Consider the following 19,654-nt stretch of genomic DNA (forward strand, 5'->3'; position numbering starts at 1 on the left):
TCGATCACCTGCCGGTGATCACGCCATCGCCCGCCCCGCTTCGGCGTCCGATCCGGCAACAACGGCTCAATCCGTGCCCATTGCACGTCAGTCAACGACACACCCGGTCCAACGACCCGATGATCCGGAAGAAACGGCCTAGCGGGTCACGCCAGTGGTGGACGGTGGAGACGGCCATCGCGACGTCGAAGGAGCAGTCCTCGAACGGCAGGCTCTCCGCGGCGGCGGCCACGCACGGCGCCGATCCGGCGGGCCGCTGCCCCCGCATGACCGCCGATGGCTCCACCGCAGTGACGTCGCGATCGGCGGGCTCGTAGGAGCCGGTGCCGGCACCGACGTTCAGCACCGTTCTCGCGTCCCCGAGCGCGTCCCAGATCTGCGCGGCGATCCGCGGCTCGGTACACCGTGTCGCGGGGTACGCGCCGCCGATCGCGTCGTACAGCCGTGCACCGAGCATCTCCAGTTGCTCCTCCGGGGCCACCTTCCGTCCCTTCGCCCGCGCGTCGAGTTCCCGGTCGATGGACGCCACCATGGCGTCGGCGCGATCACGCTGCTCCAGCAGCAGGCCGCGCAGTCGGCGCAGATGTGCGACCGCGTCGGCGGACGGATCACCGACCAGTTCCGCGATCTCCCGCAGCCCGAAACCCAGCCGCCGATAGGCCAGCACCTCCCGCAGCCGCTCCACGTCGTCCGCCGAATACGCCCGGTACCCGCCCGCGGTCCGTGCCGACGGCCGAACCCGCCTGATCGCGTCGTAGTGGTGCAGCGTGCGGACGCTCACGCCGGCCAGCTCGGCCACCCGCCCCACAGTCCAGTGATCTTCCACGGCACCGACTATGCGGCCTGACGCCACGTGAGGGTCAAGGGACTCACGCACGGTGGCGGGCCCCGAACGCGAAGCATCGGTCCGAGGCGGCTCCTTCGAAATCTCTGATCCAGCGTTGAGCGGACCGTTCGCCTCGATGAGAGTGCGGATGAGGCAATCGCCCGTAGAACAGATGGGATGAGAACATGCGGAAATTCGCTTCAGGCATCGCCGCGGTGGCCCTGGCAGGTACGGCACTGCTGGGCGTCGGCCAGGCGCACGCGTCCTCCGCGCCGACTGCCCCGGCGGCAACGGCCACGCCCGCGCCGAGCTGTGTCAAGGGAACGGGAGCGGTCGTCTTCTTCCGGTTCGTGACCGTCTGGATGACCAACAACTGTGCGACCACGCAGCGGGTCAAGCCGACGTGGAACCTGGAGATGGTTCCGGCACCCGACTGTTACGAGCTCAAGCCCGGTCAAGAGGCGCAGTTCCAGAGGGACAAGCCGATCATGGGCACCAATTGGAAGTTCCAGAGCCTCGTCAGCTGCTGATGCCTCCGCGTCCCTGATCGCACACCCTCGAATCCGCTGCTCGACACGGTGACTCAGCGCTTCGGGCGGCGAGTTGAGCTCTCACACGAACGCGGCATGCCGCGGGAGTGATCTATCGTCTACCGCTGTGGCGCGGCATGATCTGTGCCGGGAGGTGGTGGCGGTGGAACTCCTGACGGAAGCCGACCCGCGGGAGATCGGGCCCTACCGATTACTGGCCGTACTGGGCCATGGCGGTATGGGCCGGGTCTTTCTGGGGACTGCGTCGGACGGCCGGCTGGTGGCGGTCAAACTCATCCGTGCGGCTCTCGCCGACGACGCGCGTCATCAAGGGCGGTTCAGGCGGGAGGTCGCCGCGGCACGCGGCGCCCACACCGCCCCGGTGCTTGACGCGGATCTCGACGCGCCCACTCCTTGGTTGGCCTCGCCCTTCGTTTCCGGCCCGTCGTTGCAGCAGGTGATCGATGGTGGTGTAGCCGACGACGCCACTGGCGGGGTCACCGCCGATGACGCCACCGTCGGCGTCGCCGCTGCCGGGACACTTCCGGAGGAGGCCGCCCTGCGGCTGGCAGCCGGTCTGACCGCCGCCTTCGATGAGATTCATGGGGCAGGTCTGGTGCACAGAGACCTCAAGCCGGACAACATCCTCCTCACCGACGACATCGCCACGACGGGCATCCCGCTCATCGGCCAGGATGGCGTGCCGGTCGATGACGAGGGCGTCCGGGTGGTGGATTTCGGTATTGCGCTGGCCACCGACGACGCCCCGGGCAGCACCAGGCTGACACGGACCGGGTGGGTGGTCGGCTCGCCGCCCTACATGTCCCCCGAACAGGTCGAGGGAGCCACGATCACACCTGCGAGCGACATCTTCTCGCTCGGCTCCGTGCTGGTCATGGCCTGTACGGGAGTGAGCCCGTTCGCGGGAACATCGCTCCAGCAGGTGCTCCACAGCGTCCTGTACTCCGAGCCCGACCTGTCGGCGCTCCCCGACCGGATACGCGGGGTCGCCGCGGCCTGCCTGGCCAAGGACCCGTCCGAGCGGCCCGGCCTGAGCCGGCTACGAGACCTCATCGGCCACGTCGCCACGTCCACGGAGCCCTGGCCGTCGCATGTCATGCGCCTCATCAGGGACCAGCGCGCCGGAGTCGACCGGATTCTCGGACCTGCCGACGAGGCGACCACCACCGGACCAGAGGGAGGCGGCACGATCGACGCAGAAGCATGGAACAGCAGGGCAACGGATCCGATCCCGTTCACCGCGGACGCCCTGCTGCCCCAGCGGTTCGTCAACGATCTCGACGGCGAGTACGTGCGGGTGGCGGCAGGCCCGCGGCCGGCCGAGGAGGCCGGGCCGAGGAACCTCGCCTCCGTACTCACCTCCTGCGGCTGCCCGCAGGTGATGGCCGGGGTCTACCTGGAGCAGGGCAGCCCGAACCCACCGGCCCTGATCTCCGTCACCGTCTTCCCGATGCCGGACAGTGCGATGGCTTCCATGGTCTACAACTTCTGCCTCCAGGAAGGCGTGTGGCACGAAAAACTGACGTTGTGGTCCGCCCAGTCCCACAGTGACGGCAGCCCGCGCAGTGGCGACTACGGCGACGGATTCTTCGAACGTGGCCACATGCGCCCCTCCGGGCGCTACGTGATCGCCGTCCGAACCCTGCGCACCGACCTCTCCACCGAGAACTGGCTCTACCCGTACCTCTATGCTTCACGCTCATGCGGTCCGGAGAACTACGGAAAGTGCTGACCGAGCCGTCGGGTGAGGTGGTCAGAAGCCCGGCCAGTGGGACCAGTCCTGTCGCGGCTTCCTGCGGAACAAGTGGTCGACGGCACGGCCTATCCGTCCACGGGGAACCGGTGGCATGGCGCTCCTCACCGGGCGGTACTCCGTGGTCTCCGGGAGCGAGGCTCCGACGGTTGCGGGGTGACGGGGAGGCACTTCTCGGGGCAGCAGCGTGATGAGTCCGATCGTGCGGTTGCCGGGCGGCACATGCGACTGCTGCGACCGAGGTGAGAGGGTGAAGCGGTGAGGTGTCCTGATGGGCAGGCCGGAGCGGGTGAATCCGGCTACGGGGCGCGCGGGCTGAGGGCCCTGCAGTGCGTCCGGCCCGGTGAGGAGCACGGTCTCCAGGAGCACCTGGCCCCGGAGGAAGTCGAGATGCGCGGTGCTGATGTCGGGCGGCGGTCGGTGGCCGTCGGGTTCTTCGGCCGGCGGGGTGTCCACCACTTTGATCGTGACGGCCACGGACGACTTGCGGGCCGTGGTGTCCGCGAGGCGGTCCCACACCTGTTGCCAGCGCCGTACATTGCCTGGCGAGACGTTCAGCGCTTCCATGAACGCCGTGAGGTGAGCGCGTGAGGGAACTGCCTCACCTCGGAGGATGACACTGAGACTGCTCTTGGGCAGTCGGTGCCGCCGACCGTCGGAGGTTCGCCCCGCCGCTGCCTGTAGGTCACTGAGGGATGGCTGCCCCTCTCTGGCCCGCATCTCCACCATGACGTCGTGCAGCTTGCCGAAGCTGTCGATGAGATCGGGGTGGGTCATCACCGAGCGGAGTGACACGGCCAAGTCCCGGAACTCCGGAGAGATTCCCGCGCGGCGTCGACGCTCTTCTTCAGCCCTGCGTGCGGCCTTCCACAGGCGCATCCCTTCTTGGGTGTCCGCGTCGCAGGCGGTCGCGTACGCCACCATCAGGCGACGGGACGGAATCCTGCCACTGGCGCCGCGCGAGAGTGCCGACGCGGTGAACTGGTATCCAGTCAGTCTGGCCATTGCCGCATAGGTGAGGCCTCGGCGCTCGCGCTGAGCACGTAGCCACAGCGCGAGCGCTTCGGACTGCCGGGTGTCGGCGGCAACGGCGCTCTCACGCCGCCCCATGGGACCGTCAGACAGCCTCGGACGGCGGCATTTCCGCTGTGCGCACGGTCTTGACGGACCGGCAGGCGACGTAGAGGGATCCGGCGATGAACTCAAGGACACCGAAGACCGGCATCCCTGAAACCGCGAGGGCCGCTGCCACCACGACAACCACGACCACGACCATCATTTCCGTCGTCGTCAGAGCTCCCTGTGAGGGGCCGTGCCCGGGACCCGATGGGGAGGGGAACAAACGCATGCTCATTACCTGCCTGACGTCATGTCACGCCCTTTACAGACGCGACCGATTGGCTGCACCGTGAACTGCCGGCGGCGACTTCCAGGTCTGTCCGCCAACGGCGTTGATCCTCTCACCGGCGACCTCACCATCACAATGAATGGCCCCCGGGGCGGGATGGTTGATGCATACGCGTCCAGGCGTTCAGGGCCATGAGATCGCGAATGGGTGGACATGGAGAACCCCGACCATCCGAAAACCGCAGATCAGAGCGAACGAAGCCGCAATTTTCATTCATTTTCGTCCAGGTGCCATTGCCGAAGCGGGGCATCGGATGCCATCGTCCCATCAACGCCGCCTCCAGCACTCGCTGCCGAGGCCCCCTGGCGTCATGGCTGCACCATGAAACAGGGACCGGGCCCACCGCGTTCCAGCGCGGCGCCCACGAGGGGCGCATCCCTACGCGGATGCGCCCCTTCCACACGGTGAGTCAGTCCTCCAGAGCCGCCGCGATGCGGTCGAGGTCGCCGAGGAGAGCCGCGACGCGCTGGGGCGGGATCGCCTCGACCATGCGCTGCTCGATGGCGTAGACCGAGGCCTGGACCGCGGTCAGGCGCGCATGGCCCATTTCGGTGAGGCGGGCGGGCCGAGCCCGGCCGTGATCGGCGGTGGCGGGGCGGGCGATCAGTCCCGCTTCCTGCAGGCCCCGCAGGACGACGTTGCCGGACTGCCGGGTGACGAAGGTCGCGCGGGCGAGGTCGGCGTTCGACATACCCGGGTGCAACGCCAGCAGTTCGAGGGTGGCGTATTGCGGCACGGTCATCCCGTGCTCGCGCAGAACCCTGTCCATGGCGCCGCGCAGGGCCGCCTGGGCGCGTTTGAGCAGATATCCCACATGGTGGGTGACGTCATCCGTGGGGCCGGACGGCTCCGTCGGCACTCTCGCGTTCATGTCAGCATTTTGACATGGCAACTCCGGAACCCTAACCTCACCCATGTCAAAGTCCTGACATCACGAGTGAAGGAAGCCCATGCCTGTTGCTGTCGACGGTCCCGACTTCATCGCCCTGCAAGTCCACGATGTGGAAGGCGCGGCGGCCTTCTGTGAGCAGCACCTGGGTCTGCGCCGAGCCGCGGTCTCGCCACCGCACGCTGTCGTGTTCGACACCGAGCCGATCCCGTTCGCCGTCCGCGCGCTCCTGCCGGGCGTCAGCCTCACCGACACCGCACGACCGGGCCTCGGCGTGGTGCTCTGGTTCCGGACCCCCGACGCCCATCAGCTTCACAAGCAGCTCGTTGCCGCGGGTATCAAGATCCTCGCACCGATGACGGACAGCCCCTTCGGACCGGTGTTCTCCTTCGAGGGTCCGGAGGGTTACACGCTCACCGCGCACGGAGGCTGATCACGGACACACACGTCGAACAGCTCGCAGCAGCCTGCTCACAGATCGAACTCCACGTGTTCGAGATCGGTGAACTCCACCTCGAGGCCATGGGCGCGGCGGCCGTTGTCGCGGAAGTAGGTCTCGCCGAGGGCTTCGGCGGCGATGTCGCGGAGTTGCTGTTCGGTCGCCCCTTGTTCCTGGGCGTCGAAGAGGCGGGCGGCGTGGTGGGGCGGGAGGGCGAGGGTGAGGTGGCGCAGGCGGGCGTCGTCGGTGCTGCCGGGGGCGGCGGTGTAGCCGAAGCGGGCGCGGGTGTCGATGACGATGCCGTCGGTGGTGGCGGCGGTCTGTTTGGCCCTGGCGCGGATCTGGGGTTGCCATCGTTTCCTCACCTCCCGCTCCATGCGGGCGGCGAGGTCGGCACGGGGCCGTCTGATCTGGTTCTTCACATAGCGCTCGACGGTGCGCTGGGTGATGCCGAGCAGCTCGGCGACGCGCCTGGTGCTGCCCTGGTGCTGTTTGACCAGGTAACGCATCTGGGCGCCGGCGCTCTTGGGGATGGGGCGGGTGAAGGCGCCCTGCACCGCCTTGTCGAGACCTTCCCCGACCGTGGCCATCGGCTCGCTCCCTCTGCTGTCCTCGTCCTACTGTCCGTCGTCCTTGGCGGTGACCTCGCCAGTCTTGATGTACCGGGCGAGGTTGAGGACCTGGCCGTACTCCTCGCGTACGGCTTCGGACCACAGCACGCTCTGGGTGCCCTCGTGCTTGACCATTCCCGGCGAGACCCCGAGGCGGAAACTGCCGGGCACCGTCTTGCCGTCGGCGTCGTAGGGCAGCAGGTCCAGGGGTGAGGGTCCGGTGGCGGCGTAGACGGCACAGTCGGAGAGGATCGCCACCGGGTACTGGCCGGTGGCCGCGGCCAGCGCGAGCATCTTGCGGTGCATGTTGATCCGGGCCCGGGAGATGACGGCGGCGCGGATGTCGGGGCGCCAGGTCGGCCGGGCCAGGGCGGACCATGGCTGTCCGGGCCGCCAGCCGCCACCGCGCGGGCGCTCCCGCAGTTTGCCGATGCCGCCCTTGACGGTGGCTTTGATGGCGTCCAGGACGATGGCCATCTCCGGGTCGCGCTGCTTGTGGCCGTCCATCGCCTCCAGGAAAGCGTGCGGTGGCAGCTTCTCCCCCACGCCGAGGTCACCCATGGTGCCGACGTAGGCGTTGCGCAGCCGCTTGTACCAGCCGTCGAGGAACTTGCCCTTCTCCGGGCGCACCCAGGCTTCGAGCGGGGCCACGTCGTAGCCGAGCTCCACCGCGTACGCCACGGTCGGGGTGGCGTACCACGCCGGGCCGGTCGGCCGTTCGCCGGTGGGGGTGAAGGGGCTGGGCAGGAGTTCGGCGTCGAGGTGCTGCCACTGCTTGCCGACCAGAACGCGGGAGAGGTCGATATGGGAGAGGTCGACCAGCCACGCCCCCGGCAGCGCGGGGTCGAACTGGGGGTTGGCCACGTGGACCGGTGGTTGGGAGAGGCCGACGACCGCGCCGTTGGCGGCCGCGCCGAAGGCGAGGTTGACGTCGATACCGACCAGGAACCGCTTCATGCACTCGGCGTCGGTCAGCTCCCGCGCCCAGTCGTACGCCTCCTCGAACAGCATCTCCTCGGGCCCCCGCTGGTGGAAGCGGGGCAGATCCGCCAGCAGCGGATGCCCATCGGGTGCCTCACACGGCGCGCAGTCCATCGCCACCTCGCCCAGCGAACCGGGCCGGTGTTCCTTGTGCCGCCTGCCGCTCGCGTCCGGTTCACTCGCCCGTGTGGGCGGGTTCAGTGCGGTCATCAGCTCCAGGCCGGTCACCGCGGTGGAGCCACGTGGTGTGATCACCCGCTGCGCGTACGCCCCCAGCAGCCGGACCAGTTCCGCGGGCGGGAGCTGGGCGGCGGCGCCCCAGGTACGGGTGTCCAGTGCGCCCCAGGACGGGAGGCACAGCTGCACGCACTGTCGCTGATTGGCCTTGGCCGGACGGTAGATCCGCGCCCATGGCCCGAACCCACGCCTGGTCAGCTTCCATTCGGCCCTCTCGAGCTGCCCCAGAACTTTGTGGCCCTCCGGGAGCCGTCCGGCCAGCCGCTCCGATTCCGACAACGTGACCGGCAGCCCGTACCGCTCACACGCCGCCTCCGTGAACACCAGCAGCGGGTCGGCGTCCTTGCCGCAGCCGTGCAGCTTCACCGCACCGAGCCGCGCCTCCGTCAGCGTCCACTCCACCAGGGCCGGGAGGGACTTGGCGGGCACGTCCAGGAGAAGTCCGCCTACGCAGTACGCCACGACGTGTCCGTCCTGGCAGTCGACCACCGCCAGGGGCCCGTTCTCGAAACGGGGGTCGAGGGTGGCCGAGGCCGCGGTGGTGGACTTCCGCGCGGTGGCGGGCCGTGCGGCCGCGCGCCGCGTGGTCGATGTCTGCCGGGTGACCGTCGTAGGACGAGAGGGCGCCTGACGCGGCGGATTGGCATGGGGAGGAGCGGTCGCGGCCTCGACATCGTCGCTTGGAGACGGATGGGCCGAGCGGGCCGGTTCCGTGCTCTGCGGAGCGACGGTCGTCCTCTCGGGCGCCGACGGCTGCGCCGCGGTGGCCCTCGAGGCGTCGACGGGGTAGAGCTCGGCGAGCTTGTTCAGGAGGCGTGCGTAGGCCTCGCGCTCCGGCGGGCGCGGTTCGGTCTTCCCCGCCTCCCAGACACTCACCGTGGCCCGCCGCACCTTCAGCGCACCGGCGACCTGGTCCAGCGTCAGTCCATGCGCCTGACGCAGACGCTTCCGCTCGCTCGGCGAGGGCAAGGGAGAGGCGGAGGCGACCAGCGCGTCGACCGCCTCGAACAACCCGGTCTCGATCTCGGACATCGAAACACCTCCCGCGCCGACCCTATCCCAGGAACCGCACACACCGCGATCACCTTCCGTACTGATGGCGAACATGTCGCGTACGTGCGGGGAGCCGGTGCACGCGTACGGCGACCCCGTGAATCTGGTTCGTGCGTCGGCTCGCGTTAACGACGAGCGGTGGAAAAGCGGTGGACAAGGATCGCGCGGGCGGCAGACTGGCCCGTGTGAAACGACTGCCGGTGGATGTGGAGAGCGTCACCACGCGGTTGGTACATCGCTTCGGTCCCCAGGTTGCCCAATGGTGCGCCAGGACGCCGGATCTCATCGCGCGGCTGACGTCCCAGTGGGGACTTTCGCTCGGTGAGTCCCTCCCGGACGGTGCTTCGTCGGTCGCGTTGCGGTGCCGTTGGCCCGATGGCATGCCTGCGGTGCTGAAGATCAGTCCGGAGCGGGCCCTTCTGGCCGAACAGGTCGCAATGCTGGGGTGGTTCGCCACCTCGGGCCGGGTGCCCACTGTGCTGGCTTTCGACGAGGAGGCGGGCGCCATGGTGTCGGAGGAGATCGTGCCCGGAACGCCGGCGGAGGACATGCCTGCTGCTGCGCTTACGGGACAGTGGTCGGATCTGCTCGCCGCCTTGCACGGGGTCGCTCCGCCTCCGCTGCTGACACGTGTACTGCGCGGGCGGTGCGAGGAGGCCTTCGCCCGGGTCGGCAGGCGGCTGTCCGAGCCTGCGGTCAGTGCACGGATGGACGTCACCGCGTGGGACAGGGCCATCCAGCGGTGCGAGCGGCTGCTGGACACGGAATCGACCACCGTGCTGCTCCACGGTGACCTGCACCTGGGCAACGTGCTCGACGGCGGTGCGGATCGCGGTCTCATGGCCATCGACCCGAAAGCCTGTGTCGGTGATCCGTGCTTCGACGCTGTGGACTACGTCGTAGCGGGCGCCGGGCTGGAGGGCATCGATACCCGTTGCGCGCGCGTGGCGGCGGCGTGCGGGCTCGATGGCGACCGGCTCCACGCCTGGAGCCAGGTGATCGCGCCGTTCGCGGCCATCGCCCACCTCAGTAGCGGTGGTGAGAAACCGGTGATCGATGAACTGCTCGCGTTGACCCGGTGACCACACCCGGTATTCCCGATCGCCTCTCGCCCCGCGGCCAACAGCAGTCGACGCGCCTCCCGCCGCCTCCGGCGCCGCGGATGCGGTGCCGGAGGCGGCGGGACGGGAGTGGGCGGCGGCGACGGAACAGCCCGGCCAGACCGAGGGCCCATGGTCACAGGGCATCGGCGCCACCGGGGCCGCCCCGCTACTGCGGCCGGAAGGAGCGGATCTGGTACGTGCCCGCCAGGTTCCCGCCCGTGCCGGCCGCGGTGGAACCGATGCGGTCCTGATAGGACACGCCCTTGTAGTACTGCTTGCGGTGCCCCGTGCTGTTGGCCACGGACAGGACGTTGTGACCAGCCCGGATGAAGCCGCAGCCGACCGTGTCCGGACGGCTGTCGGTTGCCCAGACGCAGCGTTCCCCGGCGTAGTCGGCGCCGCTGAAGATGCAGAAATACCCCGTAGGGCAATTGGGGGCGGCCGGCGCGGGCGCCGCAGCGGCCGGGAGCGCCAGGCCGATTGCCGCCAGGCCCGAGACGGAGACCATGGCCAGGGTGGTCAGGGAGCGACGCATACCGGCTCCCTCCCCGTCGTCTTCCAAGTACCCACGTCTGTGATTCCCTTCGGTCGGGAACGGAAGGCGCGGGCCACAGCACCGTGCCTTCCGTCCTCTCGGTCCCCCGTGTGTTCGCCCTCACATCGTGGCGCGCTCGGTCGGCGGCGAGTTGGTGATGCGTGCGCAGTTATTTGTCACTGGACGCGGTCCACCGGCCGTCCGGCGGAGTGGGCAGCGCGGCCCTCCGGAGCTCGCTGGGCGTCATGCCGTACGCGGCTCGGAAGGCGCGGCTGAAGTCCGGGAGACGCAGAAACCCCCACCGGGCGGCGATGGCGGTGATCGAGCGCCGCCGCAGACGGAGGTCGGTGAGGTCGGCATGGCAGCGTTCCAGGCGGCGTCGGCGTATCGAGGCCGCCACGGTCTCGCCCTGTTGCCGGAAGAGCGTGTGCAGGGAGCGCACGGAGATGTGATGGTGCGCCGCGACATCCGGCGGACTCAGGTCCGGATCACCGAGGTTGTGATCGATGAAGGCGTTGACGCGGGCCAGCATGGCCTGCTGGCGGGTCTCGGCCGGAAGGTCGTCGTAGGCTCCGAGGTACTGGGCCAGGCAGGCGCCCGACAGATCACGCGCCATCACCCCTAATCGGCTCAGATCACGCGGTTCGCAGTCCGGGCCGTAGGCGTCCAGTGTGGTCAGGAACCGGGAGAGAATCGCTCCCATGCCGGTGCTCGTCGACAACGGCTGGGCGAGGAGGCCGTGGACCTTGTCCGAGGGAAGTGGCAGCTCCTCGCGCGGCAACTGCACGATGACCACCTGGGTATGGAGGCCGTGGTCGGGCACCGCGCCCTCGAACGGGTACGAGAGGTCGAAGAGCACCATGTCGCCGATCACCAGCCCGGAATCCTGACGCCGTTGGCTGATCCACAGAGGGGTGCCGGAGACGAAGGTCAGCTGGTAGGTGTCCGGGTCGGCCCGCCGGATGTCCGCCCAGGTGCGCCTCAGATACGCGGGCGGGCTGTTGAACGCGGCCACCCGTACCGGGCCGAGGTCCAGCACCGACGCCCGCGCGGGGAAGCCCACGTCGTTCGCACTGGTGAGGGTGAGCGGTGCCAGCTCACGGGAGACCAGCTCACCCCAGAAGGGCAACTGCTCCTTCGCGGGCAGATCCTCGTTCGACACTTCCAACCACATGGCACACCCCCGGAATCGCGGTACCGACGACCGTGTACGGACTCCTTCCATGCCCGGCCGGGGACGTCGACAAGCGGTGGCCATCAGCGCTCACGAGCAGAACTCGAGGTTCAGCGACGGCATACGGCCTCAACACGACGGGCGGCGCCGGCAGTCAGACGCCGCGGAGGGTGATCACCTCGTCGAAGAGGCTCCAGCCGTCGAGCTCCTCGACCACGGGGTCGTCGGCGCACCAACCCTGGTGCACGGCCAGGTCGAGGAAGGCCCTGACGGTACCCGGTTCGTGCAGGTTCAGGGTTCTCCCGAGGTCCGTGCCGACGGCTCCCGACGGCATGAACCCGTCCGGGACGAGTCGGTCGGGGCCGCCACGGAAGACTATGTGAAGGCGCCCTCGCGCTTGGAACGCACGGATGATGAGGGTTTCGCGACAGCCTTCGTAGCGGCCGTCGCCCAGCGCGCTGTGGGTGTGGCTCAGCGACCAGAGGAACGTCTCCTCTCCGACCACCAGGCGCCGTGCCTTCTTCTCGCTGCGAGCCATGCGTCCGATGCTAACGACAGCGATGGCACCACCACCCTGCGCCCGGCGGCACCATCGGCTCCGGGCGCAGCGGCCCACCGGCCCGTGGGCCGCGGTGTCAGCCGCCGAAGATCGACCACGATGTCGTACCGTGCACGGCCATCAGGACGGCGAGGATGACCAGATCGGCGATGCCCAGTCCGAGGCCGAGCAGCGCGCGGAAGCGGCGTGGAGTGTCCCGCCGAAGGGCCATGATGGCCAGGGTGATCGCGATGGGTCCGAGGACCAGGTTGAGGACGAGCAGTCCGATGAGTCCGAGGACGAAGGAGGCCACCGCCATGCCTTCGGTGTCCCGCCGACCGGTACGGCGTGCGGGCTGCGCGGTGAGATGCATCGTCAGACCTTCCTCGCGCGGTATCGGCGTCGTCGTTCGCGTCCCGCGAAGACGACGAGCCAGAGGGCGATCAGCGAGCCGATCACCACGGTGACCGGCCACGGGATGTAGGCGGCCGTCCCCAGGACGATCGCCAGCAGGAGCAGGCTCACGATCAGGAAGAGCACGGTCACCTCCCCGCGCCGTACGTACGGGCGTTGGGCGTCGGCCACTTCTCCCAGGCCTTCGGCAACCTCTTCGTCAACGGCTTCATGACATCGCGGGTAACCCGTCAGCGGGTCTTCACACGGCCTGTTCCTCCAAGAGTTACCCGCGAGTTACCCATCGGCTCGAGAACGGAGGGGGATCACCGGCCTCGTCCCGACGGTCAAAGACTGTTGAGGAGACCGACGAGCGGGGCGGGCACATCGTCGGGGGCGAGGGCCTCCACGAGGACACGACCGTAGTGGATCTTGCGCCCCTTCTTCGTGCCGAAGAAACGCCGCAACCGCTGCTGATCGGTGCGGTCCCGCTGTGCGGGCTGGTGCAGGAAGGTGCGCAGGGCGCGCTGGTCGCCTTCCGCCCGGACGAGTTCCTCGACCCGTGTCACGCCCAGCGCCCGGATGAGCTCGTCCTCCAGGTCCGCCGCACAGACGAAGAACGCGTGCTGCGCCGTACCGGCCCGCGCCATCCCGCGGGCGTAGTAGCCACGTTCCCCCTCGTCGCAGAGTCCGGTGAGGCGGAGACCCAGACCGGGTGGCCCGAGCAGCCGGGCGAAGCGCCCGATGTTCATCGCACCGCCCATCGGCAGCACGCACACTCCCTCGTCGGCCAGGTTCCGGCCGTGGAGCGCGGCCAGCGCCCTGACCGCGGCGGCGTCGCTCAGCCCCTCGAGCAGGACGGCCGTCCGGACGGAGAGCCGTCCGGCCAGCTCGCGCGCGGGCTCCTCGGGACCACCGGCCGCCCATGCGGTGACCGCCTCCCGGAACGACTCCATGTCAGCCATCAGACGAGTCTCCGCCCTTTCCGGCCCGGCGCGGTAGGGGTTTTCCGTGGGGTGCCGATCGGCGGTGCGCGGTTCCCGTCGCGCATGGGGTGTCCTCAGGCGCCCGGGAGGAACAGACAGAACGGGTGGCCGTGCGGGTCACGAAGAACGCGTACGCCCTCCTGGGGCTGGTGTGCTTCCAGCGTCGCCCCCAGGGCACAGGCCCGCTCGGTCTCCGCCTCCAGGTCGTCGACCTGGACGTCCAGGTGCGCCTGCATCTGCTGGGTACCGGGGCGTTGCGGCCACACCGGGGGCGTGTGACCGGCCTCCAGCTGGAAACTGAGGCTGGGGCGTTCCCGTTCCGGGGCCCGCAGGCGGACCCACTCCGGTTCACGGACGATCTCCTCCCAGCCCAGCAGGGCCCGGTAGAAGTCGGCCAGCGCGGGCGGATCGGGAGTACCGAGAACGAAGGCACCGAGCGTCGTCGTCATGCCCCCACCCTTGCCCACGACACCCGCCCTCACGCGTCGGCACACGCCCGGGCGGACCCGTGGCTCGTACCACCGCCCCGCGGGCCGGTCAGGCGTTGGGCCCCGCGGCGCTGATATCGCCCAGGGCGGAGCCGGGGTCGCGTTCCACCGCGAGATCGCCGAGCGCCACGATGCCCACGGCCTCGCCGTTCTCCACGACCGGCAGACGGCGAACGGCCTTGGAACGCATCAGTTGCACCGCCCTCTCGATGTCGTCGTCCGGGGCGACGGACACCAGCTCGCTGCTGCATGCCTCGCCCACGGTCCGCCCCGAGACATCGCCGCCGTCGGCCAGGATGCGCACCGTCAGGTCCCGGTCGGTGACCAGACCACGCAGCCGACCGTCCTCAACCACCAGCACCGCGCCGATGCCCTCGTCCCGCATGGCCGTGGCAACCTGCTGAACCGGTGTGTCCGGCCCCACGGCGGTGGGGTGTGCGGTCATGACCTCACGAACCTGCTGTGTCACGTATCTGTCCTCCTCGTCACCATCTGCATCGTTCGGGCCGACCGGGCCCGTCAGGCTCCGGCACGCCCTTCACCAGCGCATTCCACCGGTTCGTCATCCCTACGCCCCCCATCTGTCTCTTCACCCGCGCAGCGCCCCTCGACGGTCGCCCCCTCGAACCCGGGGCCACATGATCACCTTCCCGAAGGGCACGCGATGATGGGGCCATGCGGACTCAGCCAGTACTCGTCTTCGACGGAGATTGCGGTTTCTGCACCAGCTCGGTGCACTTCGCCGAAGGACGTCTCCGACCGCGCTGCGACTTCGTCCCGTGGCAGCGCGCGGACCTGCAAGCCCTCGGCATCACCCAGGAGCGGGCCGAGTACGAGGTGCTGTGGGTGACACCCACGGGGACGGTGTACGGAGGGGCCCGGGCCGTCGCGAAGATCCTGTTGAGCGCGGGCCGAGGATGGCCGGTCCTGGGTGCGTCGCTCATGCTGCCGCCCGCGCGGTGGGTGGCTCAGGGGGCCTACCGGCTGATCGCGGCCAACCGCCACCGGATGCCCGGGGGAACCGCGGCGTGCGCGCTGCCGGACCGCCGGGCCCAGGGGGCGTAGGGGTCTCCCGTAGCGGATCTCGCATCCCCGGGCAGTCGGGTCAGCCGTGCACCGGCCCCGCGGGGCTCAGCGCACGCTCCACGCGCTCACCGCGGACAGCGGCACCCGGAAGAACTCCCCCCGTGCGGCAGGGAGGCTGCCGGCCGAGCCGCCGGGCGTGGCGGGCCGTTGCTCTGGTTGGGCCTTTCCCGGAATACGCCACCTGGCAGTACGGCCATGGACGCCTCCGGACCGCTGCCGGAGGCGGTGGCGACACCTCCTGGCGGCCCGCGATGCGGCCCGGTGGCGGACCGCCGCAGCCTCCGGGGAGGGCCATGGACCCGGACCGCTTGCGGGTGAACGGAGGAACCGCGCGCTCGTGGCTGTGCCCTGCGGGAGAGCGGGTCACGTAGCTTCGGTTTGTGCTGCTGAGCTGTGCGTTCGTGAACCTCAAGCCCGGGGTCGGCAAGACGACCAGTGCCGTCTGGCTGGCTCACGCCCTCCATGAGTCGGGCTATTCACCCCTGCTGGTCGACGGCGACCCGGCCTCCTCCGCGCTCCGCTGGAGCGAACTGGCCGACGGCTTTCCCTTTCCGGTCATCGCCTTGCCGACGGGAGACGTCCACCGCCGTGTGAACGACTTCCTGGGCAACCGGCAGGCCGTGGTGCTCGATGCGCCGCAGTTGGAGGACCACCCGCGCATCGCCCGCAGCATCATGAGGTACGCCGGTGAATGGATCGTGCCGGTGACCCCCGCTCCCATCGAGCTGGACCGCATGGCTCCCATCCGGTCCGAGATGGACGATGTGCAGTCACTGCGTGCCACGCCCGCCCGTGCCGCCGTGCTGCTGAACCGCACCAACCGTCCCGACGCCACACGCACCGGCCCGGACTCCGACGCGCGTGAAGCGCTCACCGAGTGGGGCTTCGTCGTACTGGACACGCAGATCGCCCGGCTCGAGCTGTACGCCCAGTCGTTCGGGAGCACGGTCCAGGCCACGGGTTCGGCGTACATGGACCTCGCCAATGAGCTGATCAAGCGTCAGGAAGAGCGATGAAGGAACGGAAGGACAAGTACCGGGCGGCGCTGGACCGGTCGGCGGACACCGCCACGGCCCGGTCCGCGCGCGTCACCACGCTGCACAGCAGATTCGTCCGCGTGACCATCGAAGTCGACCCCGATGTGGAGCGCAGTGTGACGCGCTGGGTCGGCCCGCCCCTCTCCGCGCTGGCGCTCGCCGGTACGACGGTCCTGCGGACCCTGGCCGACACGGCCGCGCGGGTGCCGCGGGCCGTAGGCGGAGCCCGGCGCAGCGAGCCGTAGGCTGCCCGACCGTACGGATCGCCCCTGGCGCCTGTCCGTCAGGCGTCCCAGTGGGACAGGACCCGCTCCTGGATGTCCGGGGGGAAGATGTACCGGAACGAGCTGCGCCGCTCCCGGACCACGGGGAGCAGGGCGTCATAGGTCACCTTGGGGCCCGTCTGGCTGCGCCGTTCCTCGGCGGTGTAGACCGTCAGCAGGTGCAGGGCCTCACGCGTGCGGACGATGCGCCGCCCGGTCGGATGGACGCGGGTGGCGAGTGCCCAGGTGAGTTCACGTGGGTCGGAGGCGTCGACGTCGTCGTCCAGGACGAAGATGCGCGGAACCATGACCTGGAACCGCTGTGCGTCGATCACGTCGGTGATCCGCTGGGCGAGTTCGATGCTCTCCACCCCCGGCTGCCGCTCCCGCCAGTCGGCGGCGACGCTGACGACCAGCGCGTGCGCGGCCATGTCGAAGGGCTCCCACGCCGAGGTGACCGGCAGACCGGCGGACCGCAGCGCGGCGAGGGCCTCGGCCGCGAGCGTCAGCCCGGTGACCGTGTGGAACTCGTCGACCGGCTCACCCTCGACCACCGTGGGCCAGATGGGGTCGTCCCGGTGGGAGATGGCGTTGATGGTGTAGACGGGCTGCAGCGAGGTCCCCTGGGGCTGGTAGCCCGCGAACTCGCCCATCGGCCCTTCCACGGCGGTGCGCTCGCAGGACAGATGTCCCTCGATGACGATTTCCGCGCCGGCGGGCACCTCGAGGTCGACGGTCTCGCAGGGGACGAGTTCCAGTGGCTCCCCCAGCAGCGCACCGAGGTATCCGGTCTCCTCGATGCCGTCGGGCAGGGGCATACCCGCGACGAAGGGCACGGCCGGGTGGCCGCCCTGGACCAGTGCGAAGGGCATGGCCTCGCCACGCTCGGCCCACTGCTGCCAGACGTGGTGGATGTGCTGCCCGGGAACGACCAGGCCGGTCATGTGTTTGCCGTCGATCATCATGATGCGTGCGATCGACCAGTTGGTGAACGAACCGTCCGGGGTGCGGGCGACGATGGTGCCCCAGGTGTTGACGTAGGGCCCGCCGTCGCCTTCGTGCAACAAGGGGGTCGGGAAGCGGTCGAGCGTCGCCTCGTCGCCGAGCAGGACGTTCTGCTTGCAGGGTGCGGTGGCGGCGTCGACCAGCACCGGCTGTATCGGCTCCCGCGAGCGTGCCTCGGCGAGAGTGTCGATGATCTCTCGTGCGCCGGCCGCGATGTCGAGGCCGAGTGAGAGCGCGATGCGGGCCAGCGGCTTCCCGGGAGCCGAGCTGAGGGCCGCGGGCGCGCCGAGCAGCCGGAAGCCGGGGGCGGTCCCGTCGATGTTCGTGAACAGGGGCGCGGGTGCCACGGTTTCGTAGGCGCGGCGGATGACGGCGCCCGCTTCCAGGTGGGGGTCGACCCTGCGGTCGATGACACGTATGTCACCGAGTTCTTCCAGTGCGGCGATGTAGGTACGCAGGTCCTTCGGACGGGGCATGGCGTTCTCCGTTTCTGCGTGTGCTCGGTGCTGTTCGTGGGCTCGGTCCGACGCCCGCGCGGGGCGTCGGACGGCGGTGGGGGCGGGTTGCGAAGGGGAGGTGCGGGCCAGTGGCTCAGCCCGTGGCGGTACCGCCCGGTGGCTGGTTCACCGGCGTTGTGCGCCGTGCGCGTGCGGCGGCCGTACCGGTCCAGCGCACGGCGCGGGAGCTGTCGAGGTCGAACTGGTCCATGACGCGCGTGACGGTGTGATCGACGACGTCATCGACACTGGCCGGACTGTTGTAGAAGGCCGGCATGGGCGGCAGGATCGTCGCGCCCATCCGGGACAGGGCCAGCATGTTCTCCAGGTGGATCGTGGACAGCGGGGTCTCCCGCACGACCAGAACCAGCCCACGGCGTTCCTTGAGCGTCACATCCGCGGACCGCGCGATCAGATCACTGCCGTAGCCCGTCCGGACGGCGGCGAGCGTCTTGGCACTGCACGGCGCGATGATCATGCCGTCCACGCGGAATGAGCCGCTGGAGATGGCAGCCGCCTGGTCCTCCGGGCCGTAGGTGACATCCGCGAGCCGGGCGACCTCGCGCGCGGTGCGGGGCGTCTCCAGCTCGATGGTGGCTCTGGCCCAACGGCTCATGACCAGATGGGTTTCGACATCGGGCTGCTCACGCAGCTCCTCCAGCAGACGGATACCGATCTGCGCACCGGTGGCGCCCGTCATGCCGACGACGAGCCTTCGCATACCCCGCCCCTATGTTCGTGCACGAATGATTCGTGCACGAACATAGGGGTCGCGCCTGGCAGAATGCAAGACACCACGTCGTTGTTGCGTTCCCCGGAGGCAGTCATCGCCGCCCATCGCGTACCGGACTCCATGCGGCAGTCCCCACTGCATCTGCTGCGGCGCGCCCTCCAGCGCTATACGGCCCAGTGGCAGGCCACCGTCGGCGATGTCACCCCACCGCAGTTCGCGGTGCTGACGAGCGTCGGCGAGTACCCCGGCATCAGCCAGATCGACCTCGGCGAGGTCACCGGCATCGATGTCGCCACCCTCGCACCCCTGGTCCTCCGTCTCGAGCAGCGAGGGCTGCTCAACCGGGACGTCGATCCCGCCAACCGCCGGCGCAGACAACTCCATCTGACCCCGGCGGGGGTGGCCGAGACGGAAAGGATCCTCCCGCTGGCCGAGCAGGTCGACGGAGTCATGCTCGACGGCCTTTCCACTCCCCAGCGCGCCGCGCTGCTGGCGGCGCTCCGCTCCCTGAGCGGAATGGGCGGACCGGCGGACTGAGTCCGGGCGGCACCCACTATCACACCACCGCCGGCCCGCGCATCCCTGCTGATGTGGACGCGACATCCGATCACACACCCGACGTGGCAGGAACGCACCCTTCCTGCCGGAGCGCCGGCTCGACGCCCAGTGGGGCGCCCGACAGGGCGGCGGTCCACCCTGCCGGACGCCCAAGTCACGGGCGTGACCTCCCGATCGGCGGCGGTGGAGCGAGAGGTACGCCCCCGCCGAGGGCCGGGGGCGGGCGCCACGGAGACCACCGGTGCCCTCGGCGTGGCACCCAGAGGGTCACCGACGGCCGCACGGCTGTCCGGAATCACAAAATCCAGGCGGATCACCAATCTGCCAGTGATCTCATTGACTTGGTCATCGCACTGGCAAAAACTCGTCCCCCGAACGGCGTCATGATCCCCCGTCCATGGCCTTGGATCGTGGTCCCAAGCTGCCGGTGAGCAGGTTCCGGCCCGGCACACCGTCGGCCGGACGGCTGCCGATTCGCCGTACCCGGCTTCCATACGTTGTCGGATCCAC

The 19,654-nt window shown here is 69.5% G+C and carries 23 protein-coding genes and 1 pseudogene; 8 read left to right on the plus strand and 16 right to left on the minus strand.

Going from position 1 to position 19,654, the window contains the following annotated elements; genetic code table 11:
- Window positions 1-139: 139 nt before the first annotated feature.
- Window positions 140-808 (minus strand): annotated as a pseudogene (locus tag NMK44_RS35535) (MerR family transcriptional regulator); the annotation flags it as partial.
- A 203-nt stretch (window positions 809-1,011) separates the two neighbouring features.
- On the opposite strand from NMK44_RS35535, the gene NMK44_RS35540 reads away from it, so the two are divergent.
- Window positions 1,012-1,356: an alpha-amylase inhibitor gene (locus tag NMK44_RS35540; protein ID WP_254751010.1), complete on the plus strand. Its 345-nt coding sequence runs from the start codon at window positions 1,012-1,014 to the stop codon at window positions 1,354-1,356.
- Window positions 1,357-1,483: 127 nt separating this feature from the next.
- A complete protein-coding gene (locus NMK44_RS35545) occupies window positions 1,484-3,109 on the plus strand; it encodes a serine/threonine-protein kinase (protein ID WP_254751012.1) in 1,626 nt (541 codons plus the stop codon).
- Between the two features lie 21 nt (window positions 3,110-3,130).
- Here the strand turns inward: NMK44_RS35545 and NMK44_RS35550 are convergent, their stop codons facing one another.
- The 3 genes from NMK44_RS35550 to NMK44_RS35560 form a co-directional block, all read right to left on the minus strand.
- Window positions 3,131-4,240, minus strand: a complete 1,110-nt coding sequence (locus tag NMK44_RS35550; protein ID WP_254751014.1) for a helix-turn-helix domain-containing protein — start codon at window positions 4,238-4,240, stop codon at window positions 3,131-3,133.
- Between the two features lie 7 nt (window positions 4,241-4,247).
- Complete coding sequence (locus NMK44_RS35555) at window positions 4,248-4,409, minus strand: hypothetical protein (protein ID WP_254751016.1); 162 nt, start codon at window positions 4,407-4,409, stop codon at window positions 4,248-4,250.
- Window positions 4,410-4,947: 538 nt separating this feature from the next.
- Window positions 4,948-5,409, minus strand: coding sequence for a MarR family winged helix-turn-helix transcriptional regulator (locus tag NMK44_RS35560; RefSeq protein ID WP_254751018.1), 462 nt, complete (start codon window positions 5,407-5,409; stop codon window positions 4,948-4,950).
- A gap of 79 nt (window positions 5,410-5,488) precedes the next feature.
- Here NMK44_RS35560 and NMK44_RS35565 point away from each other — a divergent pair, with 79 nt between their 5' ends.
- Window positions 5,489-5,860 carry a VOC family protein gene (locus NMK44_RS35565; RefSeq protein WP_254751019.1) on the plus strand — a complete coding sequence of 124 codons (372 nt, stop codon included), beginning with the start codon at window positions 5,489-5,491 and terminating at the stop codon, window positions 5,858-5,860.
- Between the two features lie 38 nt (window positions 5,861-5,898).
- On the opposite strand, the gene tpg is transcribed toward NMK44_RS35565, so the two are convergent.
- On the minus strand, window positions 5,899-6,456 hold the full coding sequence (gene tpg, locus NMK44_RS35570) for a telomere-protecting terminal protein Tpg (protein WP_254751021.1): 558 nt from the start codon (window positions 6,454-6,456) through the stop codon (window positions 5,899-5,901).
- A 27-nt stretch (window positions 6,457-6,483) separates the two neighbouring features.
- The gene (gene tap, locus NMK44_RS35575; protein ID WP_254751023.1) at window positions 6,484-8,727 is read right to left on the minus strand and encodes a telomere-associated protein Tap; all 2,244 of its coding nucleotides are present in this window, start codon (window positions 8,725-8,727) and stop codon (window positions 6,484-6,486) included.
- A gap of 227 nt (window positions 8,728-8,954) precedes the next feature.
- Between tap and NMK44_RS35580 the strand changes: the two genes are divergently transcribed.
- The gene (locus tag NMK44_RS35580) at window positions 8,955-9,830 is read left to right on the plus strand and encodes an aminoglycoside phosphotransferase family protein (protein ID WP_254751149.1); all 876 of its coding nucleotides are present in this window, start codon (window positions 8,955-8,957) and stop codon (window positions 9,828-9,830) included.
- Window positions 9,831-10,017: 187 nt separating this feature from the next.
- Here NMK44_RS35580 and NMK44_RS35585 read toward each other — a convergent pair whose 3' ends face one another.
- The 8 genes from NMK44_RS35585 to NMK44_RS35620 all read right to left on the minus strand — a co-directional run bounded on the left by NMK44_RS35585 (window position 10,018) and on the right by NMK44_RS35620 (window position 14,434).
- Window positions 10,018-10,386: a peptidase inhibitor family I36 protein gene (locus NMK44_RS35585; protein ID WP_254751025.1), complete on the minus strand. Its 369-nt coding sequence runs from the start codon at window positions 10,384-10,386 to the stop codon at window positions 10,018-10,020.
- 169 nt (window positions 10,387-10,555) lie between these two features.
- A complete protein-coding gene (locus NMK44_RS35590; RefSeq protein WP_254751027.1) occupies window positions 10,556-11,548 on the minus strand; it encodes a helix-turn-helix domain-containing protein in 993 nt (330 codons plus the stop codon).
- 166 nt (window positions 11,549-11,714) lie between these two features.
- Window positions 11,715-12,098, minus strand: a complete 384-nt coding sequence (locus NMK44_RS35595) for a hypothetical protein (RefSeq protein ID WP_254751029.1) — start codon at window positions 12,096-12,098, stop codon at window positions 11,715-11,717.
- 97 nt (window positions 12,099-12,195) lie between these two features.
- Window positions 12,196-12,471 carry a DUF4190 domain-containing protein gene (locus NMK44_RS35600; RefSeq protein WP_254751031.1) on the minus strand — a complete coding sequence of 92 codons (276 nt, stop codon included), beginning with the start codon at window positions 12,469-12,471 and terminating at the stop codon, window positions 12,196-12,198.
- A 2-nt stretch (window positions 12,472-12,473) separates the two neighbouring features.
- The gene (locus NMK44_RS35605) at window positions 12,474-12,683 is read right to left on the minus strand and encodes a hypothetical protein (RefSeq protein WP_254751155.1); all 210 of its coding nucleotides are present in this window, start codon (window positions 12,681-12,683) and stop codon (window positions 12,474-12,476) included.
- 155 nt (window positions 12,684-12,838) lie between these two features.
- Entirely contained in the window at window positions 12,839-13,456 is a 618-nt protein-coding gene (locus NMK44_RS35610) for a TOPRIM nucleotidyl transferase/hydrolase domain-containing protein (protein WP_254751033.1), read from the minus strand.
- A gap of 95 nt (window positions 13,457-13,551) precedes the next feature.
- A complete protein-coding gene (locus NMK44_RS35615; RefSeq protein ID WP_254751035.1) occupies window positions 13,552-13,926 on the minus strand; it encodes a VOC family protein in 375 nt (124 codons plus the stop codon).
- A gap of 88 nt (window positions 13,927-14,014) precedes the next feature.
- Window positions 14,015-14,434, minus strand: coding sequence for a CBS domain-containing protein (locus NMK44_RS35620; protein ID WP_254751037.1), 420 nt, complete (start codon window positions 14,432-14,434; stop codon window positions 14,015-14,017).
- 206 nt (window positions 14,435-14,640) lie between these two features.
- Between NMK44_RS35620 and NMK44_RS35625 the strand changes: the two genes are divergently transcribed.
- The 3 genes from NMK44_RS35625 (at window position 14,641) to NMK44_RS35635 (ending at window position 16,333) form a co-directional block, all read left to right on the plus strand.
- Entirely contained in the window at window positions 14,641-15,030 is a 390-nt protein-coding gene (locus NMK44_RS35625; RefSeq protein WP_254751039.1) for a thiol-disulfide oxidoreductase DCC family protein, read from the plus strand.
- A 401-nt stretch (window positions 15,031-15,431) separates the two neighbouring features.
- Window positions 15,432-16,067, plus strand: a complete 636-nt coding sequence (locus NMK44_RS35630; RefSeq protein WP_254751041.1) for a nucleotide-binding protein — start codon at window positions 15,432-15,434, stop codon at window positions 16,065-16,067.
- Window positions 16,064-16,333 (plus strand): hypothetical protein, encoded by a 270-nt coding sequence (locus tag NMK44_RS35635; RefSeq protein ID WP_254751043.1) that lies wholly within the window; start codon window positions 16,064-16,066, stop codon window positions 16,331-16,333. Before NMK44_RS35630 ends, NMK44_RS35635 begins: the two co-directional genes overlap by 4 nt.
- Before the next feature lie 38 nt (window positions 16,334-16,371).
- Here the strand turns inward: NMK44_RS35635 and NMK44_RS35640 are convergent, their stop codons facing one another.
- Window positions 16,372-17,832 carry a UbiD family decarboxylase gene (locus NMK44_RS35640; RefSeq protein WP_254751045.1) on the minus strand — a complete coding sequence of 487 codons (1,461 nt, stop codon included), beginning with the start codon at window positions 17,830-17,832 and terminating at the stop codon, window positions 16,372-16,374.
- A 115-nt stretch (window positions 17,833-17,947) separates the two neighbouring features.
- Window positions 17,948-18,574, minus strand: a complete 627-nt coding sequence (locus NMK44_RS35645; RefSeq protein ID WP_254751047.1) for a non-oxidative hydroxyarylic acid decarboxylases subunit B — start codon at window positions 18,572-18,574, stop codon at window positions 17,948-17,950.
- 63 nt (window positions 18,575-18,637) lie between these two features.
- Here NMK44_RS35645 and NMK44_RS35650 point away from each other — a divergent pair, with 63 nt between their 5' ends.
- The gene (locus NMK44_RS35650; RefSeq protein WP_254751049.1) at window positions 18,638-19,123 is read left to right on the plus strand and encodes a MarR family winged helix-turn-helix transcriptional regulator; all 486 of its coding nucleotides are present in this window, start codon (window positions 18,638-18,640) and stop codon (window positions 19,121-19,123) included.
- The last annotated feature ends 531 nt before the right edge of the window (window positions 19,124-19,654 follow it).

The organism is Streptomyces cucumeris, assembly GCF_024295805.1.
GTDB classification, from domain to species: Bacteria; Actinomycetota; Actinomycetes; order Streptomycetales; family Streptomycetaceae; genus Streptomyces; species Streptomyces cucumeris.

Excerpts from the sequence above, each read along its gene's own strand:
- NMK44_RS35540 (WP_254751010.1), top strand. The coding sequence starts at position 1,012 with ATGCGGAAATTCGCTTCAGGCATCGCCGCGGTGGCCCTGGCAGGTACG.
- NMK44_RS35550 (WP_254751014.1), bottom strand. The coding sequence starts at position 4,240 with ATGGGGCGGCGTGAGAGCGCCGTTGCCGCCGACACCCGGCAGTCCGAA.
- NMK44_RS35555 (WP_254751016.1), bottom strand. The coding sequence starts at position 4,409 with ATGATGGTCGTGGTCGTGGTTGTCGTGGTGGCAGCGGCCCTCGCGGTT.
- NMK44_RS35560 (WP_254751018.1), bottom strand. The coding sequence starts at position 5,409 with ATGAACGCGAGAGTGCCGACGGAGCCGTCCGGCCCCACGGATGACGTC.
- NMK44_RS35565 (WP_254751019.1), top strand. The coding sequence starts at position 5,489 with ATGCCTGTTGCTGTCGACGGTCCCGACTTCATCGCCCTGCAAGTCCAC.
- tpg (WP_254751021.1), bottom strand. The coding sequence starts at position 6,456 with ATGGCCACGGTCGGGGAAGGTCTCGACAAGGCGGTGCAGGGCGCCTTC.
- tap (WP_254751023.1), bottom strand. The coding sequence starts at position 8,727 with ATGTCCGAGATCGAGACCGGGTTGTTCGAGGCGGTCGACGCGCTGGTC.
- NMK44_RS35585 (WP_254751025.1), bottom strand. The coding sequence starts at position 10,386 with ATGCGTCGCTCCCTGACCACCCTGGCCATGGTCTCCGTCTCGGGCCTG.
- NMK44_RS35595 (WP_254751029.1), bottom strand. The coding sequence starts at position 12,098 with ATGGCTCGCAGCGAGAAGAAGGCACGGCGCCTGGTGGTCGGAGAGGAG.
- NMK44_RS35600 (WP_254751031.1), bottom strand. The coding sequence starts at position 12,471 with ATGCATCTCACCGCGCAGCCCGCACGCCGTACCGGTCGGCGGGACACC.
- NMK44_RS35610 (WP_254751033.1), bottom strand. The coding sequence starts at position 13,456 with ATGGCTGACATGGAGTCGTTCCGGGAGGCGGTCACCGCATGGGCGGCC.
- NMK44_RS35615 (WP_254751035.1), bottom strand. The coding sequence starts at position 13,926 with ATGACGACGACGCTCGGTGCCTTCGTTCTCGGTACTCCCGATCCGCCC.
- NMK44_RS35625 (WP_254751039.1), top strand. The coding sequence starts at position 14,641 with ATGCGGACTCAGCCAGTACTCGTCTTCGACGGAGATTGCGGTTTCTGC.
- NMK44_RS35635 (WP_254751043.1), top strand. The coding sequence starts at position 16,064 with ATGAAGGAACGGAAGGACAAGTACCGGGCGGCGCTGGACCGGTCGGCG.
- NMK44_RS35640 (WP_254751045.1), bottom strand. The coding sequence starts at position 17,832 with ATGCCCCGTCCGAAGGACCTGCGTACCTACATCGCCGCACTGGAAGAA.
- NMK44_RS35645 (WP_254751047.1), bottom strand. The coding sequence starts at position 18,574 with ATGCGAAGGCTCGTCGTCGGCATGACGGGCGCCACCGGTGCGCAGATC.
- NMK44_RS35650 (WP_254751049.1), top strand. The coding sequence starts at position 18,638 with ATGCAAGACACCACGTCGTTGTTGCGTTCCCCGGAGGCAGTCATCGCC.